A 14,430-nucleotide genomic window follows, 5' to 3' on the forward strand; every position below is an offset into this window, starting at 1 on the left:
GAATCGGGAGGTTGGCACCTGGCACGGGAGGAACCTTGACCGACCTGCACGAACCGCTGGAACCGCTCGACAGCTACCCCGACGAACTGCCCCCGCCCCGCCAACCCGGCGACGTCAACCTTGTGAGCCTGCTCAGCATGGCCGACGACCTCGCGAAGGAGGTGTCGGCGCTGCAGATCCGGGCGAGGGCCTCGGGCTCGGAAGTCCAGATCATGCCCCGGGAGATGGTCCAGAAGAATCTGGAGAAGCACGTCACAGAAGTCCTGGGGAAGGTCGTCTACCTCCAGCGGCACGCCCACGCCGCACTGCTCGGGCGCTGTGTTCTCGGAGCGGACTCCAAGGAGGGCTGTTCCACCGAGGGCGCTCGTCTTCAGCTCAACGTCTGGGACGACACCACGCGCCGGGACATCGTCGAAGACGGCACCACCGGCTGCGTCGCCCACACCATCGAAGCTGCCCGCCGCGCCATGGCCGACCCTGCCAGCCGCAAGATCCTGCTCGCCTTCAACCGCGACGACGAAGGACTCGCCGTCTGCCGCGCTATCGGGCTCGGACCGGACGACGCCGAGCAGTTCCTGTACGACGGCCTGACCCTGCGCCCGGAACACCGCGCCGGCTGACCCTCCCCACTTCCCGCGGCCGCGCCCCGGCCGCCAAGCCCCCGCATTGGAGCGCCACGTTGCCCTACGAGGCCCGCGATCTGAACCTGACCGACCCGACGAAGGGCTACCTGAACTTCGTCCTCTACACCGAGCCCCAGCGCGGCGCCGTCACGTCGTCGCTGAACGCCGTACTGGACATCGAGGCGCAGCAGACCGTGACACCTCACTTCCAGGAGTGGCTGGGCAGGCTGGTGCGCTGCGAGCCCAACGCGATGCACTGCACCCTCGTGGACCCGAAGAAGATCCCGGCCTTGTTCCACCCGTGCGTCACGGAGGACAAGGACAGCCCCTCCGCCATCCGCGGATCGGGCTGCCTGTGCCGCCGGACCTTCTACGACCCCGAGTTCGGGCTGCCCGTCGTGGGCGAGCACTTCAAGCACGCGGGCAGCGGCGGCACGGACCAGTGGAGCTACACGACGTACGCCCCGCTCGAACTGCGCCCGGACGACGTCTTCAGCCGCTTCTACACCGGCCGCGGTCTGTTCTGGGCCCGGACGGACAAGGGCGTGCTGTCGGTCCTCCCGCAGAGGAACGGCCTGGGCTACGAGATTGGGTACAACGGCGGCGGCCCGCACGCCCTGGCCGCCTACCTCACCCAGGTCGCCACCACCGACGGGCAGCACACGACCGCCGGCGCCCAGTACGAGGATGCGCACCCGGCGATCCTCGCGTGGACGCAGAGCAAGGCGGCGGACCGTGGCACGAACGAGCTGTCGCTCAGCGACCTCCAGGCCATGATGGCGAGCTGACGGCCGACCGCTGACACCGCCGGCGCCCACGGACCAGATGTCCGTGGGCGCCGGCGTTTTCGCGTCCTCGAGGGCACCGGAGCCCTCGTGCCCGTCTCCCGGGACGACGGGTGAAGTCCCTGGAGCGCCTGTCGGGACGTGGGCCGAGGGAGCGCCCCCGCAGGCGACGCAGCAAGCGAGGGTGCAGGGGAGCGAACCCACCGAAGCACGGAGGTCCCGATGGTCCACCCGAGCCCGCCGCACCTTTCGCCGGAGCAGCGCGAGCGCCTGGAGCAGCTCGCCGACGCGGCCCGGCTGCGCGCGGCGCTGTACCCGTCGCCGAAGCCGCCGCCCGTCCGGCGCCGCTCCCGGCAGTTCCCCGGCGGCCGGCCGAACCCGTGGCGCTCCGTGCGGGGCCGCCGCTGGGGATGAGTGGGCTCGGTGGATTCCACCGCACCCGGGCGCGGATCGGCGGCTGGGTGGGGAGTGGAGTCCACTCGGGAGTGGAGACCACGGTGGAGCGCATCGGGTGGACCCCACTCCGGTGCACCGGTGCGGTGCGGGAGTGCAGGACATCCCGGCATCCGGTGCGCTCGGTGCGGTGCATCGGGCGCACCGGTTCGCGCGCCGACGATGCCGTGCACTCATCCCCACCGCACCGGTGCGCCGCACGATGCGGGCGGCAGTGGCCGCCACTCCCGCCCGCTCCCTGCGGTGTGCATACGGAGGGTGACGGTGCATCGGATGCGGTGCACTCGATGCACCCCCTTGTCCAGGTGTGCCGCTGCGGATTCCACCCAGTCCATCGGGCGGAAAGCAACCCTTGTCCAGCCACGAGTTTCCCGCGATCTTTCGACGTTTCCCCTTGACACCTTCCGCTACCACTGCGGAGACGACCCGCGCCGGGCATCCGATGCACGGTGGCGGAGGGGAGATCTCTCCCTCGCGGCGCACCGTGCATCATCACCGTGCGTAGGGGCGGTGCGTGGCGCGGACGATGCCGCGCATCGCCGCATCGCGGTGCGTTCCACCGGGTGGAAGTGCACGACATCGTCCGCACCGAGTGGAGAGTGGAGGCCCTCGCGAAGCGCACCAGGTGCGGGTGGAGTCCACTCGGTGCGCTCCCCGAGTGGGGGAGTGCGTTACATCGCGCGCAACTCAACGCACCATGCGCGCGCCGGTCCACACCAGCGCGCCACCGCCCCGGCCATCCGGTGCGCGTGGCGCGCGACGGCCCGCCAGGAGCCGGTTCTACGATCCGCGCGTGGGACAGACCCCGGCACAGAAGGCCGCGAAGGTGGCACGCGGGCAGCAGCCGAAGAAGCGGCCCGGCAAGGCGCAGCGCGAGGCGATCAAGCGGGCGCAGGCGGCGAAGAAGAAGGCGGGCGACGGGAAGCCGGCCGCGAAGAAGACGGCGGCGAAGAAGGCGGTGCCGCTGCCGCGCGGCTCGGTCCGCGCCGCGTATCCGGGCACCTGCCCGGCCTGCTTCAAGGATTACGCGAAGGGAGAGGTCATTACGAAGGTGACCGATGGCTGGGGACACCCTGGCTGCGCGCCCCGGCAGATGTCCGCAGCCGAGCGGGAGTTCGCCCGGAACAAGGCCCGGATCGAGAGCGGCGAGACGTTCCGCGGCCAGAAGCCCTCGGACTGGCGGCGCGGATCCTCGCCGTCCAGCACCCGTCCCGCCCGCTGAACTCCGCCCGGACGGTGTGGCGTCGACCACACACAAACTAGCCCTGCAAGGGATGGTCAAGGCGAAAACGGACGCCTGCCCGGTCTGGCCGTCAGACCGCGGACAAGGGGTCCTTCCTCACGGTGGCCCCGGCCCGTGCGCACATCCGCACGCGGGCCGGACGACCACCGACCCGGCCAGCAGGCCGGGAGAATCGAGGACACCGTGCCAGCCCCCGACCGACCCACCCCTTCTCGCAGCCCCGCGCGGCCGCGATCCTTGAGCCCGACCCTTCACGCCGTCGCCGCCCGGCCTGGCCGCGCCCGTCGCGTCGGCTGCTGGGCAAGCCCCCGTGAGGCCCTGCCGCCGGCGCTTGCGTTCCCACTGCCGAAGCCACTTCCGTGCCCGGCAGCCGTACACCCGGCAATTCCCCTTGTCAGCGCGGGTTTTCAGGTCCGCCCCGCATCGTCACAACCCTCTTCTCTCCCCTATGACCTGAGTTGGTTGTCGGTGGTGGAGGAGATCATCGGGTCCGGGGGCCCGGTCCCCTCCACGGCCGGGGGCCGGCGACCGGCCGCTGGCCGGTCGCGGACGACGGGAGGGCGAGCCTGATGGCGGGCAAGCGCAAGGAGAACGAGGCGGGATCGAGCAACGACCTGCGCGCGGATGTGCTGCGCGTCCTCGGGGTCCTTAAGGTCGCCACCGCCGACCAGATCCAGCGGCTGTCCTCGCCGCACCTGACCTACCGGCACACGACCAAGCCGACGGCGGCCAAGCAGAAGGAAGCCCGGACCGCCTCCCACCGCGCCGCGGTGAACGACCTTCGGCGTCACGGCCTGGCCGTCGACGGCGGCCGCACGCGGGGCGGTGAGCAGACCCGGCTGCTCACGAAGGACGGTCTGGCCGCCGCCGCGATCGACCTGGACCGCGAGATAGAGGAGATGGGCGGCATGCCCAAGAGCGCGGGCCGCTCCGGCGCCTCGCACCCGATGACGGTGAACGAGACGGTCATCGCGCTGATCCGCCCGAAGCCGAACCTGAAGAAGGTCATGCGGGAGCCGGCCGAAGCGGTCGCGGCCGCGCGGGCCGCCGTCGACGCACCCGACGGGATCGGCACCCTCGCCTCCTACGCCACCGAGGTCGCGCTCCCGGTGAAGGGCACCTGGAAGAACCCCGCGATCGGCAGCGCCCGCGCCGACGTCGTCCTGACCGCCCCGGAGGCCGGGGTGCCGCTGCTGTTCATCGAGGTCGACAACTGCACCGAGGAAGCCGTCCTCATCGCGAGGAAGTTCGACAAGTACGCCCGGTTCTTCCAGCGGCAGGAGAAGGACACCGACGGCATCGAGAAGCCGATGTGGCGCACCCGTTGGTGGGCACCCGCAGCCGATGAGTACGAGCGGGTGCACCCGCCGGTCCTGCTCGTCTTCCACGAGGTCGGCCAGCGCTCCGCCAAGCACCAGATGGCCAGGGTCGCCGACCTCACCCGCCACCACTGGCAGGGCCGGTGGCATCCCCAGGGCGGCTACCACTCCTACGACCGCTGTATCCCGATCGTGGCGACCACGCTGGAGGAGCTGCGCGAACACGGCCCGGCCGGGCCCGTCTTCTGGCGCTTCGGCCGCGACCACCGCCAGCCGCTGCTGGAAGCGATCGGCAACGCCCGCCGGGACGCCTACCTTGCTCGCCGTCGCCAGGCCGCCCGGGAAGAGGAACGGCGCCGTGAGGAACGGATGGCCGCGGAGCGGGAGGCGCGGCGGCCGGTCTGCGCGGACTGCGGGCAGAAGTTCACCGACGCCAGGTGGGAGGCGATCGGCTACACCCGGGACTGGAGCACGCGCCAGTCGCACCCGCACCTGTGCGAGGACTGCCAGGACCGGGCCGTCGCAGCCGAGGCGCAGGCCGAAGCCGACGAACGCGAGCGCCAGGAGCAGGAGCGCCTGAGCCGGGAGGCAGAGGAACAGGCCGCCGCGCAGAAGGCCGGCGGCTGGCTCTCCCGCTTCCGCACCTGACCCGGCAAGCCGCGGTCACCGACCACGTGGGCAAGCCCAAGGCAGCCCTGGGCAAGCCCGCGTTGTCGGTGGCGGCTGCAACGCTGATCAGATGAACGGAGATGAGCAGCTGCTGAACGGCCGGGTCTACGGCGCGGAGCACGACGACCCCCCACCCCGGCCCGCTCCCACACCGGACCTACGCCGAACTGGTCGGTGGGCCGCTGGACGGCCTACTGCTGGACATTCACGGATGGCGGACCGAGGAAGTCGACGACGGTGTCGCCCTGTCCACCGAGCTGTCTCGGTGGCCCGGCGGCCGCGCCCTGTACGACCCGCGCCCCGGCGAACCCCGCACGCCCGGCCCGGGTGTGAGCTGCCGCTTCTACTACTCCGGCGACACACCCTGACCACAGGCCCGACCACGGCACCGGTCGCCCTGACCACAGACCCGACCACGGCAGGTCAGGAGTCGGTGATGTGGTCGAACCCGCTCAGCATCGGCGTCAGCTCCTGAGCGCACCCGCACAGCGTGCACAGCCGCGTCCCCGGGTTCTCCGCGACGTTCAACGCGTGCTCCACATCGAGCAGCGGAGCGCCCTCCGGAGCCTCTTCGCAGTCCGGTGCGTGCAGCACACCCCGGGCCGGGCCCCGCCCCTCGCGCACCTTCGCCAGCACCCACCCCGAAGGCCGGTGCTCCCCGAGCACCTCGCGGACCGCCGACTGCGGTGACGGCTCCAGCCGCTCGGTGGCGACCTGGTCGTAGTCGACGCCGTCGACCGGCCGCACATGGTCGGGCGCGCGGACCCACACTCGGTACTCCGCCGCCTCCACGCCGCCGTCCTCAAGGTCCCGGTACGACGGCAGCCCCACCAGGTACAGCCAGCCCGCCTCGGTCTGCCGCCGCCTCCACAGCCGCGCGACGACCTCCTGCTCCGGATGACCGAGCACCGGATCAGCGGGCAGCACGACCCGCACCGGCACCGGGTCGGCTGCGTCGTCGGAAGGCGTGGTCACGGCCCCACGGTAAGCGCCCGCTGCCACTCGAAGGCCCGGCTACGCGTCCGGTCAGTCGGTCGTGGGCGGGCCGATGTGCAAGGACCAGTCGCCGGTGTATTCGTCCAGGTCGATCCGCAGGGGCTCCAGGGCGTCAGCGTCGTGGACATCGGCCCGGATGATGCGGCCGGTGCCCAGGTGCAGAGAGACCCGAAGCTGTCGGCCTATCCGGTTGGGCACCTCCATCCCGATGAGCGGCAGCGACACCATGGAGCCGGCCTTGAGGACCAACGGCAGCTCGATGCGCTCAGCCTCGCTTCCGACCTGCACCGGCGCCCCGAAGTGCACCGCCGGGGTGAACAGCAGCTGGGTACGCCGCGCCCTCTTCCACCCCACGCGCCGGACGGCTCGCAGCTGCCACACCGCCCGCTTCAGGCGATGGCCGGGGATGTCACGCCAGACCGAGTAGCCGACGATCGTCACGTCCAGGCGGCCGACGTTCGAGACGTCGGTGCGCACCCACCACCGGCCTTCCCGCTTGAGCCGGGTGGATAAGACCTCCACCCGGCCGCCTGTGAGGTGGTGGCTCCACATTTGCCAGCCCAGGCCGGTGGCCCCGGTGACGGCACCGAAGATCGCCAGCGCATTCGTCCAGTTCATGATCGGAGCGTAGGAACCCTCACCACACAGCCGTCCGGTGATCAGCCGGATCAGGCCCGTTCTCAGTGAAATCTGTCCACAGGCAGATCGCCCTAGCGTCCGTGATCGGCGTGGGTGTCCGCTTCTCGCGGCACCGTTGCGCCCCGCACAACCGGCACGAAGGGCGCTCAACGGCATGGCACAGACGAAGTTCGACAAGCAGTTGGAGAAGAACGCCGACTCCCTCGCACGAGGGATCGGCCGGGTCCTGGCCGGGCGGGACCTGGACGGCGTGAAGCGGACCGACGCCACGTTCTGGCGCGCGGGCACCCGCGTCCTGCCGAAGGTGGAGGGCAAGGTCCGGCGCCGCTCCTACAAGCCCGGGTGGCGACGTCTGTTCTTCCGCATCGCGCTGGGGGCCGGCGTGTGCGAGATCGGCTACTTGGCCACCCAGGACCTGGACGCCACTGTGCACAACTCCCAGGAGCTGTGGGACAACCGGGAGCAGGTCCTGGCGACGCTGGAGAGCGGCGGGATCGGCGGGGCCTGCGTGCTGACCGTGGGCGGCGCGGCATACCTGGCGCTGACCCGCGAGCGCCGGGAGCTGATGCGCGAGTGGGTCGTCCCGCTGCACGAAGCCCTCTACCGGCCGCTCGGGATGGCTGAGCAGACCGACCCGCGCCGCTACCTCCACATCCCGAAGAACTTCTCCGACGACGACGCGGAGATACGGATCGACCTGCCCAAGCACCTGGACTTCTCCCGCGACGTCGTCGCGGACCGCATCACGCAGAAGCTCGCCTTGGAAGGTGTGACGTTCGACTGGCACCCCGAGGGCAGCAAGCCGTACGTGCGGGTGAAGAAGACCCGCAAGCCCCCGGCTAAGGCCCTCTTCAAGGACCCCAAGGTCCGCGAGCTGGTGGCCAAGGCCCCGGAGTCCGCGCCCATCATCGGCCTCGGGTCCGGGAACCGGATCGTCTCTGTCGACCTGGACGCCGACTCCCCGCACATCCTGGTCAACGCCTCCACCGGCGGCGGCAAGTCGGCCACCCTGCGCTGCATCGCCTGCCAGATGCTCCACCACGGCTCGCTCGTGTACGTCCTCGATACCAAGCGGATCTCCCACCCGTGGGCCCACGGCATCGAGGGCGTCACCTACTGCCGCGACATCGCCGACATCCACGACCAGCTCATCGAGCTCGGGCAGCTAGGCCGGCTGCGCACCCGGATCGCCGATGAACTCGGCATCGACGCCGACCCGAAAGCCATCGGCCCCAGGGTGCTGATCCTCCTCGAAGAGATCAACGCCACCATGAAGCAGCTGGCCCGCTACTGGGAGAAGATCCGCGAGTCCGGCGACCCGAAGGTCTCCCCGGCTGTCGACGCCCTCAACGAGATCCTCTACATGGGCCGCCAGCTGCGCATGCACGTGCTCCTGGTCGCCCAGTCCGCCACCGCCCGCGCCCTGGGAGGCCCGGAGGTCCGCGAGCAGTTCGCCACCCGCATCCTCGCCCGCTACAGCGTCAACGCCTGGCGCATGCTCGCCCCCGAGGTCCACCCGGCGCCGAAGTCCACCAAGCACCACGGCCGCGCCCAGGTCGTCATCGGCGGCTCGGCCCGCGAGACCCAGGTGCTGTTCTTCACCGAGACCGAAGCGCGCGAGTGGGCAACCAGCGGCAAGAAGGCCGCCGACGGCCCGAGCCCCGCAGCCCTTCCCGCGCAGGCCAGCCCGGTGCGGATGCAGAAGTTGCCCACGTCCGATCCCCAGCCCGCCGCCGTGCCTGCGGACTCGCTCGGCGATGCCTGGAGCACCACACCGACCACGGCGGCGCCCGACCCAGCTCCGGCCGCCGACCCAGCTCCGGCCGCCGGGTCGGCGGCGACGTCGCCGGCGGCCCCGGTCGATGACGACCAGGCGGTGGGACTCCGCGAGGCCCACGAACGCCACCTGCCGGACATCACCATCGCCGCGCTGCGCTACGCCCGCGCCAACGACCGGAGCTTCCCCAAGCCGGTCGACAAGCGCGGTGCCGAACTCCTCTACCGCGTCGGCGACCTCAAGAAGTGGGCCCGCAACCGGCCCCGCGCCGCGTCCGGGACCACCGACCTCGACTGACCGCCCCGGCCCGCCTGGCAGCCCGTGAACCGGGACCTGTCCGGTCCGGCCGACACGATCCCCCAGCCCTGGTGAACACCCGGTCCACCAGGTACAGCACAGAGAAGGAACACCACGATGACGAACCCGACGGCGCTCCCCAAGCTGCTGCGCCTCACTGACCCCGGCCTGCGCGAGCAACTGGAGGCGCTGCCCGACTCCGCCGCACTCATCGGCATCAGCACCGACGGCCGGGCCATCGCCGTGGACATCGAAGCCGCGCCGCACATCCTGGTCTGCAGCGGCACCGGCGGCGGCAGCACGACCATCTTGCGCACCCTCACCGCCCAGTTCCTCCACCAGGGCGCCCACGCCCTGGTCCTCGACCACACCCGCATCGCCCACCTGTGGGCGAAGGACCTGCCCACGGTCACGCACCGCGGCAACGTCGCCGGCATCCACGACGCCCTGGTCGGCCTCGGCTCCGAGCTGGAGCGCCGCATCGCCCTCGACGACCTCGACGGTGTGCCGCGGCTGATGGTCGTGATCGACCGAGCCGACGCCACCCTCCGGCACCTCACCCGCTACTGGGAGACGTTTCGGCAGAAGGACGACCCGAAGCGCTCCCCGGCCATCGCCGCCCTCGAGGCGGTCCTTTACGAGGGGCGCGCGGCCCGCATCCACGTCATCTACGACGGACCCACCACCGTCGGCGAACGTCTCATCCCCGGCGCCCGCGAGCAGTTCTCTACCGTCATCCTCGCCCGGGTCAGCGCCGGCATGTGGCAGAGGCTCGCCCCGATAGTCGACCCCGCCCCCCAGAGCAGCCCGCTCCCGGGCCGCGTCCATGTCGTCCAGGACGGCGACGCCCACCCGGCCCAGGTGCCGCTGATGACCGACGCCGAAGTCGCAGACTGGCTCACCGCCACGGCGGCCGGGGAGATCTGACCAGCGTCCGCACACACCACGGGCCCCGGGGAGTGAAGGCATCCCCGGGGCCCGGTGTATGGAGTCGCGCTGTTCAACGACGGCCGAACGCCGCCGTCACGCCTCGGGCTGAGGCTCCACCTGGCGCAGGCAGTACACGCACCTGGACTCCGAGTCGACGCGGCCCATGCACCGCCGACAGTCCCCGCGCTCACGCACAGGCCCCCTGCCGTCCGCGCAGCCGGGGCAGGTCATCACCGGCTGCCGGAAGCCGAAGCTGACCACCCACCCCTCACCTTGAGCGGTGTCGCGCGCCAGCTGCGAGACCTCAGAGGCGGAACGCGCGTCTTCATCGTCGCCGGTCTCCACCGCCAGGTAGACGGCGAAGCAGTCGTCGGTGTCGCACACGACAGCCACTCCTGTAGGCATTCGATCCCCTCTCAAGCCTCAACTGCGGCCAACAGGACCCATCTTGCTGAAGCACACGGCCTTGCACTGGCCTCCCCGCGGAAAAGGCCGGCCGCTCGGGCACCAGGCTCCGGCACTCTGCCCCGACCCAGCACTTCCACCGGTACGGTCATCGACACGGCATCGCGTACGCACCACCGGGTTGAGGGGACGGTCGATGGGGACGGAGCACGGGCCGGAGAACACGTGGGGCGAGTGGCGCAGGCACCTGCGATCCGGGCCCGAGCAGCAGCTCGTACGCGACTGGTACCGCCGCGTCGAATGCCCCACGTGCAAGGCCGTCGTGGGGCGCGCCTGCCGCACCGGCAACGGCCACCCGACCGACCATCACCGCGCCCGCCGCGACGTTGCCGGTCCGCTCCCGTACGAGCAGTGGAAGCAGCAAGGACTGTGGGCAGACCCCAAGCGGTTCACCATGCCAGCCGTCCTCAAGGAAGCGGAGAAGGCGCGAACCGACTACAAGGTGGACCTCGCCCTGGGCGACGGCGTGGCGGTCGTGAAAATCTTCCTCGCGGAGCGGCTCGGCCTATCCCTCGAAGACGAGGCAACCCTCGACCGCATCGACGACGCCGTGCGGCGGCTGCTGCAAGCCCGCGGCCCGGAGAGATCAGCAGACCTGGTCACCGTCCTCGCCAGCCTCATCACCGCGCTCCTCTCCACGATGGCGGGGCCCGACGGCGACCCAGAAGCACTGTTCGACTCCCTGATCAGAGCGCAGGTCAACGAGGCGCGCAGACTCCGCGACATCGAAAAGCAACGCGCCTCCGGCGGCTAGACGAGCCCCAAGGGGGAGCGTCCCGGATCCCAGGGCCTACACGCACTCCAGTGCGATGCCACCGCCCCGAAGCAGCGAAGGACCCCGGGTCGCCCAGCGGGCCCGGGGTCCTTCCTACCTGCCTTACGCCGCCCGCCAGTTCAGGGAAGGCGGCCCTGGCGCACTCACCAGTCGTCGGGTGCGCTGCCTACCCACGCGATCGGCTGCCCCTCGCTGTTGCGGCCCCAGTGCGGTTCCTCCATCGAGGTCTCGTGACCGTCGTCCAGGACACAGATCCGCCCCCAGCGGCCATGCTTGCCCGGACAGATCCCGGCGAGCCGGGCCACGTCACCCTCGCGCACGGCCTGGTCGTAGCGGTCCTGGTACGGCTGGAGTCGGGCACACAGCTCGGTGCCGAGCTGCGTCTCCGCCGCTTTGACCTGCTCCCTCGCCTCCTGCACCTGCGGGTCGGCCAGCACCAACGAGATGACCTGCTCCGCCTCTGCGAAGGCACGGTTGCGGGCGTGCCGTCGTACGGCCTCCTGCACACGCTGCGCTTCCTCGGGCGCGGTCATACTGCTCCCTCCTCTGCCGCCCACTCCAGCCCGAGGCCGGCCAACGCGGCGAGCTTGTCGGCCGTCAGCTTCGCCCGGCGGCTCTTGCTGTTACTGAGGAACACCCCGAGCTTGACCTCGGTCCCGTCCTCCAGCCGCTCCACGTGGGCCCTGGGGACCTTCACAGAGCCCTCGCGGGCCTTGTACTGCGCCAGGGCCGCAACGCCCCGCTCGAAGGCGCTCACAGGCCCCGTGGACGCCTTCACGGGCTCCTCCGGCTCCGGGGCGAGCGGCGCGATGCCGAGCCGCTCCAGGCGCTCACGCTGCCCCTCCGCCAGGGCCTGCCACACCTCGGGCTTGCGCTGCCGGGCCAGCCACTTCCCGATGTCCATGCCGTGGACCGTGAACCCGGGCAGGACCTCCGCCTGGCCCTCTTCGTCGGCCACCAGCTCCCGCAGCGCGGCGTAGTGCCGCTGCCACTCCGCCGGCCACTCCGGGTTCCAGTCCTCGTCCACAGCCTCCAGCGCGGCCTTCCACTCCGGGTGACCCTCCAGCGCACCCGGGCGGCGCAAATTGCTGAGCCATTGCCCCACCGGCCGGTCCAGCATCGTCGCCGACCGGGGCGCGCACAGCGTCCAGTGCTGCTCGTAGTACGCCTTCGCGGCCTCCAGATTCTCCTGGAACCGCTCATCCGCCAGGCTCCAGACCATGCCCAGCTTCTCCAGCCTGCGGGCGCGCAGGCCGCTCATCTGCCCCGCTCCGTAGGCCCGTCGCTGCTCCGCGACCCACTGCCCAAGGGGGTAGGAGCCCTCCTTGTGCCCGTACGGAACGCGAGCATGAAGCTCACGCTCCGTAAACCTCTTGAGCGCCGCCCAGCCGCGCGCCCAGTCCTGCTTCTCCGTGTCGATCACGTTGAAGCTGACCCAGTCCGCGACCATCACCGGATCACGCGGAGCCGCAAAACGCAGCAGTAGACGAGATTCTTCCTCGCCATCCTCGGGCGGCGGACCGATGTACTCGGAAGGCTGCGCGACGTCCTTCTGAGGCTCCTGCGGGATCGCGAGCAATTCGACGGCTTCTTCGTCGTGAGCGCGCAGACCCTCCAATACCTTCACCAAAGGCCGATACGATCCCGAGGTGAACATGTCCTCCGGCTTTTCTCCGGGCTGGAGAAATACCGGCACGATCAACGAGGCCAACTTCCCCTCGCCGGGCTTCTGTCGCAGAGCCCGGCCGATGGCCTGGACGATGTCATGCGGCGCCCCCTTGGGGTCCAGCAGGGCCACGGAGTCCACGGCCCTGATGTCGACGCCCTCACCCAGGACACGACAGTTCGACAGGACAGCACGCCGCGCGGTGGTCCCGAACCCGGCGAGCACTTCCCGCCGGCGCTCGGGCACGTGCTCGCCGCACAGCCAGTCCGCCCAGATCCGAGCCGGGTACTTCTCCGGCTCGTTGGCGTGCAGCTTCGCCGCCACGCGCTCCAGGCCCTCCGCGTACGCCTGTGCCTCTATCGTCCGGTGGTGGAAGGTGATGCAGGTCTGGAGCCCGTGCTGCGCCATCGTGTGCAGGAGCGCCGCCTGGAGCGCCCCGAGGCGCTGCCCGCGGACCTCCTCGGTGTGCCGGTCCTCGCCCATCAGCCGCTCGGGCGTGACGACCGGGTCCTGGAGCTCCAGGACGATGATCTGGTACCGCGCCAGCAACCCGCGCGACACGGCCGACGCGAGCGAGAGCTTGTAGAGGACCGGCCCGAAGACCTTCTCGTCGTCCATGGAGGCAGCCATCTCGCGCGGCAGCGGGTCGCGCACCCCCTCGGCGACCTCGCGGTTCAGCCGCTCCTCCCAGATCCGCGGCGTGGCCGTCAAGTACAGCCGACGGTGCGAGGGGATGACGCCCTGGCTGTGAACGTCGGCCCACGCCTTACCCATCGAGCCCGAAGTCCGGTGGGCCTCATCCACCACCGTCAGGTCCATCGGGGCCAGCTGCTGCCCGTAGGCGCCCTCGAACGCCTCCGCCAGGACCCCCAGCGAGGCGTACGTCCCGAAGATGGTCACCGGCCCCCGGCCGTGCCACAGAGCCAACTGCACCGGGTTCGTGGTGGAGCGCACCTTCAGGTTCCACAGCTCCGGATCGTCCTGGAGCGAGCACACCGCAACCGCCGGCCCCGTGTGCCCGGCCGCGCGCCACGCCTGCACCGTCTGAGTCAGCAGATCCAGCGTCGGCACCAGCACGAGAATGCGACCCTTGGGGACAAGGCGCTTTGCCGATGCCGCCGCGATGATGGTCTTTCCCGTTCCGCACGCGGCGTGTACCTGCCCGCGCAGGCCATTAACGGGAATGCCGCCCGGCGGGATATCGAGACCGCGCACAATGGCGGCAACGGCCTCGATCTGATGGTCACGCAGTTTCACGGCCATTCCCGTGTTCTCCTTTTCGCGGAATGTGGCGCGCAATCTGAAATGAAAGTCCGGCGCGGTGAGGGTGGCCGGGGGTGTGGTGTCTGATCCCAGACTCTACACAGCCAAGCACCGTGATGCATCACTCACACTCCATGTTCCCGCCCCAGGGTGATACATGGCTGAATCTCGCCCCGATGCGGCGGGTTGTGGTGTATGCTGACGGGGTATTGGTGAACGTGTCGGGGTGGTTTCGAGAGTGAGGGAGGGGTTCGGGTGGAGCGCAGCGGAGCCCGTCACTGCGGTGGGGCCGGCACCCCGTCAGGCTGATGGCCCGTCACTTCCGTTGCAGGGGTGGTGGCCTGGAATCCCAAGCCCTACACAGGCGCGAGCGTGATGCACCTCCCCTTGCTGCCAGCCTCGGCACCCGCGCTTGCGCGGGTGCTTTTAATTCGCGCTTGCGCGAATTGACCCGCTTTTAGAATTCCGCTTGCGGAATTCAATTCCCGCGCTTGCGCGGGAATTTCGCAGCGCGCTTGCGCGCTGCGCGC

Annotated in this window: 13 protein-coding genes and 1 pseudogene; 9 read left to right on the forward strand and 5 right to left on the reverse strand. The window is 70.6% G+C overall.

From position 1 onward, the window contains the following. Window positions 1-35: 35 nt before the first annotated feature. The 6 genes and pseudogenes from GTY56_RS25230 to GTY56_RS40785 all read left to right on the forward strand — a co-directional run bounded on the left by GTY56_RS25230 (window position 36) and on the right by GTY56_RS40785 (window position 5,460). Window positions 36-620: a hypothetical protein gene (locus tag GTY56_RS25230; protein WP_161367616.1), complete on the forward strand. Its 585-nt coding sequence runs from the start codon at window positions 36-38 to the stop codon at window positions 618-620. Window positions 621-679: 59 nt separating this feature from the next. Further along, window positions 680-1,411 (forward strand): hypothetical protein, encoded by a 732-nt coding sequence (locus GTY56_RS25235; protein ID WP_237525020.1) that lies wholly within the window; start codon window positions 680-682, stop codon window positions 1,409-1,411. Window positions 1,412-1,630: 219 nt separating this feature from the next. Then, window positions 1,631-1,822 (forward strand): hypothetical protein, encoded by a 192-nt coding sequence (locus tag GTY56_RS25240; RefSeq protein WP_161367617.1) that lies wholly within the window; start codon window positions 1,631-1,633, stop codon window positions 1,820-1,822. Between the two features lie 832 nt (window positions 1,823-2,654). Next, window positions 2,655-3,083, forward strand: a complete 429-nt coding sequence (locus GTY56_RS40780; protein ID WP_237525021.1) for a hypothetical protein — start codon at window positions 2,655-2,657, stop codon at window positions 3,081-3,083. 590 nt (window positions 3,084-3,673) lie between these two features. Further along, entirely contained in the window at window positions 3,674-5,071 is a 1,398-nt protein-coding gene (locus GTY56_RS25250) for a replication-relaxation family protein (protein ID WP_161367618.1), read from the forward strand. A 91-nt stretch (window positions 5,072-5,162) separates the two neighbouring features. After that, window positions 5,163-5,460 (forward strand): annotated as a pseudogene (locus GTY56_RS40785) (hypothetical protein). A 55-nt stretch (window positions 5,461-5,515) separates the two neighbouring features. On the opposite strand, the gene GTY56_RS25260 reads toward GTY56_RS40785, so the two are convergent. Both GTY56_RS25260 and GTY56_RS25265 read right to left on the reverse strand, forming a co-directional pair. Then, window positions 5,516-6,067, reverse strand: coding sequence for a DUF6233 domain-containing protein (locus GTY56_RS25260; RefSeq protein WP_524540143.1), 552 nt, complete (start codon window positions 6,065-6,067; stop codon window positions 5,516-5,518). 51 nt (window positions 6,068-6,118) lie between these two features. After that, the gene (locus tag GTY56_RS25265) at window positions 6,119-6,706 is read right to left on the reverse strand and encodes a hypothetical protein (protein ID WP_161367619.1); all 588 of its coding nucleotides are present in this window, start codon (window positions 6,704-6,706) and stop codon (window positions 6,119-6,121) included. A 175-nt stretch (window positions 6,707-6,881) separates the two neighbouring features. On the opposite strand from GTY56_RS25265, the gene GTY56_RS40060 reads away from it, so the two are divergent. Both GTY56_RS40060 and GTY56_RS25275 read left to right on the forward strand, forming a co-directional pair. Then, complete coding sequence (locus GTY56_RS40060) at window positions 6,882-8,801, forward strand: ATP-binding protein (protein ID WP_202510693.1); 1,920 nt, start codon at window positions 6,882-6,884, stop codon at window positions 8,799-8,801. Between the two features lie 117 nt (window positions 8,802-8,918). Then, entirely contained in the window at window positions 8,919-9,728 is an 810-nt protein-coding gene (locus GTY56_RS25275) for an ATP-binding protein (protein ID WP_161367620.1), read from the forward strand. Between the two features lie 96 nt (window positions 9,729-9,824). Here the strand turns inward: GTY56_RS25275 and GTY56_RS25280 are convergent, their stop codons facing one another. Further along, entirely contained in the window at window positions 9,825-10,115 is a 291-nt protein-coding gene (locus tag GTY56_RS25280) for a hypothetical protein (protein ID WP_346345570.1), read from the reverse strand. Between the two features lie 217 nt (window positions 10,116-10,332). Between GTY56_RS25280 and GTY56_RS25285 the strand changes: the two genes are divergently transcribed. Then, window positions 10,333-10,950: a zinc finger domain-containing protein gene (locus GTY56_RS25285; protein WP_161367621.1), complete on the forward strand. Its 618-nt coding sequence runs from the start codon at window positions 10,333-10,335 to the stop codon at window positions 10,948-10,950. A 164-nt stretch (window positions 10,951-11,114) separates the two neighbouring features. On the opposite strand, the gene GTY56_RS25290 is transcribed toward GTY56_RS25285, so the two are convergent. Both GTY56_RS25290 and GTY56_RS25295 read right to left on the reverse strand, forming a co-directional pair. Further along, window positions 11,115-11,504 (reverse strand): hypothetical protein, encoded by a 390-nt coding sequence (locus GTY56_RS25290; protein ID WP_161367622.1) that lies wholly within the window; start codon window positions 11,502-11,504, stop codon window positions 11,115-11,117. Then, a complete protein-coding gene (locus GTY56_RS25295; protein WP_161367623.1) occupies window positions 11,501-13,900 on the reverse strand; it encodes a DEAD/DEAH box helicase in 2,400 nt (799 codons plus the stop codon). Before GTY56_RS25295 ends, GTY56_RS25290 begins: the two co-directional genes overlap by 4 nt. Between the last annotated feature and the right edge of the window lie 530 nt (window positions 13,901-14,430).

The sequence above is a fragment of the Streptomyces sp. SID5643 genome, from assembly GCF_009872555.1.
GTDB lineage: Bacteria > Actinomycetota > Actinomycetes > Streptomycetales > Streptomycetaceae > Streptomyces > Streptomyces iakyrus.